Here is a 4,967-nt window from a genome sequence, read left to right as displayed (position 1 = left end):
TGATGAACAGAGATTATTCTCTGTTCATCACTGCTATTTTCTTATACATAAGCGGTCTATCCTCAGCGCCTATAACGACATAATAGATGCCGTTAGTTAATGACTCGGTATTTGCCTGGTAATGTCCATTCTCAAAGTCTATACTTCCTTCAAGTACTGTAATACCTCTTTGATCCATTACCTTCCAATTGTAATTACCTGAGGCAGTAGTTGGTAGATCGAAATTCAAGACACCATTAACTGGGTTAGGATATATATTAATTTGTTTCACTTCTTCTAAGAGATCATTGCCTAGCCCTGTGACAGGTCCACCTTGTTTAACAGGTCCCTTTACTATCGCAGTACCGTATATTTCTCTTGTAGTCTTATTTTGTACAAATCCTATGAGATAAAGATTATTAGGGTCTTGAATCTCCGTACTTACCTCCCACTCAGCATTGATTGTAGTACTTACACCTGGTGTCCAATTTAAATTTACTGTTTGACCCTGACCACCTAGCATCAGTTTTCTTACCACGTTTTGATAAGTAATGCCGCTATAGTCAACCATATCTTCAACTACTGCTAACTGCACAGTTACCTGTTCATTTAAATTATCACAGGCCTCAATTTCTATTTCACCAGAGACAATATTATCTGCACTTGACAAGGTATCAATTGATACTTTAAATAGTGGATCTTCTAAAGATCTTCTATCTATAGCTACCTCGGTTAACTCAAATGGATTACCATTAAATTGATTACCGCCCATTACTGTGCTTGGAGCCTGTGACACACCGTAATACAATGATCTTGCACTTGGGTCTCCAGTGTTTGCCAGATAGAAAGGATCTTCACCTGAGTCATCGATGTGATATTGTAAAGTAGTAAAATCAGAGAATCCGGTTTCTGCAATCTGACTTTGTTTAATGGATTCCAAATACTGATTACTTTGATTACTAATTTCAATTTCTGTATCTGTAAAATGCTCTACTAGTACAGTTCTACTTTTATTTCCAATAAATACATTATCAAAAGCAAAACCATTAAGCTGAGGCCCCGTACTTGGATCATTAGCATCAGTAGCGAAAGCCAATCTAAATCGAACGAAATCTCGCTCATTTTCAGGAATACCTTCCAGGCTATACCTGGCAGATACCCATTGGCCACCACTAGTTCCTGTCCAGCCTTTGTCACCTTCATTAAAGTTTGAAGGTCCGTTTGGTATAGATGCTCTGTCTCCTGGTCTACTTATTAAACCTTGTGCGTCATACCAATTTATACCCTCATCAACAGTTCCTACGTTCACCCAATTAATTCCTCCATTGATAGAATATTGAAGCACAGCTCCATCAAAACCATCCTGAACATCGTACCAGATATCCATAGAAATCATTGGCCTGGTAAGTTGTGTAAGATCAAAACAAGGACCATTCATAAATGATCTTTCGTTAGGATAGTATGAACCACTATTATCACCAGTCCACCACGCATTGCTTCCCGGCTGGCTATTTCCGGCCCAGGTAGGCTCTCCATAAACCCAGCTTGTGTCGCTAGCTACCGTGTCATCATTTACATATTCAATCAGAGCATTAGCAACCCATCCGCCACTTCCTGCCTCAAAATCTTCAAAATAAGCATTCTCAGCAGAAGGTGTAACTACATTAAAAGGAAGAATAAATATGCGCTGTTGTATTGAGCTTGTACAGCCATCGCTGGTTTCAACTGTAAGAGTCACATCATAATTACCAACATTTATATACTCATGGAAAGGGTCTGTGTAAGTACCGAATGTACGTCCCCCGTGTGTACCAGGTGTCACGTTATCACCCTCAGCACCACTTATTGACTCTCCATCACCAAAATCCCAGGTTAGCTGAGTAATGACCGCGTTTGGATCATCTTTTGGAGTAGCATTCACAAACTCAGTAGCATCGCCATTACAAATAGAAGCCCATGAGAAGTTAACTTCTGGCACACTTCCAACTCTCACTACCTGATTAGTTGTGGACTTACAGCCAAAAGCTGTAGTAACCTCCAGTTCAACATTATAAATCCCTGGTGAATCATAGGTATGCATTGGGTTTTGTTGATTGCTAAAAGTTCCATCATCAAAATCCCATGCCCATTCTAAAATAGTATCGGCTAAAGAAGGATCTGCCGGTGCCGGTATTGAAGAATTATCAGTAAACTGTATGGTCTCAACCACACAATTATTATCCACGATAATATCAGCAATAGGACTAGCATATACTTTTACATCTTTAACAGCCACCGATGGAGCCCCGAAGGAGTTAACATATCTATATCTCACTTCGTAAATTCCATTTGCTAAACCATCGGTATTAACTACCCAGTCTCCATTCGGCTCCTGAGTTACGAAACCTGATTCTGTACTAGTAAATTCTGTTCCAGGATTACCAGAAGCAGGGTCAGGTACTCCAAGTAGTCGAAGTTTGCCAATCTCAGCACAAATTTCTAATCGACCAAACTCATCTGTAGTGGCTCCTTCAATATTGAAATCGTTAGATGTTACAGGGTTAACAATAACTTCCTGTGTATTGAAATTAGTACAACCTTTGGCATCAGTAAATGTGTAAGTAACAAAATTGCTCCCCAACTCCGCTGATCCTGGATCAAAAGAAACTTTATCTTCTCCATTATCTATATAAGTACTTCCCAAGCCTGATCCAGGTGTAATTGTAAAATTACCTCCTGCATGATTACCAACCAGGGTAATTGGGCTCTCACTTTCATTAGTTACAGGTGGTAAGTTAAAGAAGTTTACAACTGGTAAAGGATTAACATTTACCCGCATAACATCAGAAACAATAACACATGGTCCAGCTCCATCAGGATCATCCGTAGTCAATGTGAGTGTTACGGAAGTTCCTATTTCAGATGAATCAAAGAAATAGTCAGCATTCGGGTCATTTACATCACTGAAAGAACCAGCTCCACCACTCCAGGTCACAGAACTCGTAGAGCCTGAGAAGCTTCCCTGCAGCTCTATGCTAGTCTCATCTTCACAAACATCCAGGTCTGGGCCTGCATTAACTTCTGCAGCTTCATTAACAGTTATGGTTGTTTCCATAAAATCTATTGTACAAGGCCCGGCACCATCAGCATCATCTGTAGTTAGTCTAAATACGAGTGGACCAAATTCTGAAGGGTCTACGATATAAGTCGCAGTTACTGTAGTCCCTGTCAGACTACTTGCTGTGAGTGTTCCCGTACCTCCAGAAATCAAGCTCCAGGTACCTGTATTTGCTCCCCCGCCAATTTCACCTCTTAAACTAATACTACCTGGGGCGCAGAGTACAGTACCATCATCGTCTACACTCACTACTATAGGAGCCTCATTGTAAATCACTGTAATGATTTCGCTGCTAACACAACCATTATTATCTTCACTCCATTGAATTTCATATTCGCCATAAGCATCTGCTGTAACTGTTGCGTTAGGATCATTAATTCCAGAAAAGCTAAGAATTCCCGGACCACTGACTTTAGACCAGGTACCAATACCAACAGTTGGCACGGCATTTAATCCAAAATTCAACCCACACACTACACCGCCCGGACCAGCATTTGCCACCGGTTGTTCGTAGAAGTTAATTACAACCTGATCGCTATCATTACACACACCATTTGTTTCTACCCATTCAAAAACGTAGGTATCAAATGCCGAAACACTAACATTTGTAGTTGGGCTGGTAGCGTTGGCAAATGTAGCTACTCCACTACCACTAACTTTACTCCAAAGTCCGGTACTACCTGAAATACTCGGCACTGCATCTAATAAATAATTAAGATCACACTCATCGTAGGTACTTGCATTATTCCTATCTGCATCTGCAATTGGTTGCTCATAGAAGTTTACGACTACATCGTCAGTGTCTATGCAACCGTTATTATTCTCAGTCCATCTGAAAGTATAACTACCATAGGCATCAACTGATATAATAGCGTTTGGATCATTTGCATTTGTACTAAAGCTAATATTACCAGGGCCTACTGCCTTTGACCATGTCCCGATTCCAACACTAGGTGTTGCTGCCAGGTTAAAGTCCAAATCACACTCGTTTCCATCACTTCCTGCATCGGCAACTGGCTGTAGATAAAAATTCACAACTATTTCGTCAAAATCACTACAAACTGCATTGGTTTCAGTCCACCTGAAAGTGTATGTTCCATAGGCTGTTACAGTAACTGTTGCATTTGGACTATTAATATTATTATAACTCGCAGTTCCAGGGCCCGCCTGTTGTGACCACATACCGGTTCCAGAACTTGGATTTGCTCCTAATAAAAACGTCAAGTCGCACTCATCACCTCCAGAACCTGCATCTGCCACTGGAACTACTCTGACATCTAACAGAGCATTTTGACTAAATACAGAAGGCGTGCATTTTCCATTTACTCGGGCTCGATACAAATTGCCATTTAATGTTGCCGGTGCATTTATAATATTTAATACCGCTGTACTTACACCACTGTAAGTAGCATCATCACTTAGATTTGAATAAGTTGATCCTCCGTTAGCACTAACCTGCCATTGGTAAGTAGGATTAGTCGTTACTCCAGCGTTAATCGTAAATGAGGTGTTATCACCTTCGCAAATGGTAACCGGATCTGGGTCATCAATAATTTCTGGTTTTTCATCAACCGTAAGTGTGGCTGAAGCACTAGTAACAGATGCGCTACAAACCACCGCGGTGTTTGAAACTACAACTCTGTACTGATTACCGTTCTCTGCGCTGGTAATACCGTCTAGCGTTAATGTAGCTGTGTTGGTTCCGGAATATATACCGCCATCAGCCAGAGGGGTAAACCCACCGCCATTATCTTCTTCCCACTGGTATGTAAGTCCAGCCCCAGATGCTGATACGTTAAAAGTAATTGTAGCATCTTCACATCTTGTTACGTCTACCGGGTTGGCTGTGATAACCGCTTCCTCTTCTACAGTCAGTATCGCTGCATCACTG

1 protein-coding gene is annotated in these 4,967 nt (G+C 41.0%); it reads right to left on the bottom strand.

From position 1 onward, the window contains the following. Window positions 1-13: 13 nt before the first annotated feature. Window positions 14-4,967: PKD domain-containing protein (locus tag E1176_RS06165; RefSeq protein ID WP_155209687.1), on the bottom strand; the 4,954-nt coding region annotated here is incomplete at its 5' end.

Origin of the sequence: Fulvivirga aurantia (assembly GCF_009711475.1) — a bacterium.
Lineage (GTDB): Bacteria > Bacteroidota > Bacteroidia > Cytophagales > Cyclobacteriaceae > Fulvivirga > Fulvivirga aurantia.
The sequence above is the reverse complement of the archived record's forward strand: the minus strand, read 5'-3'. Positions and strand labels throughout refer to the sequence as shown.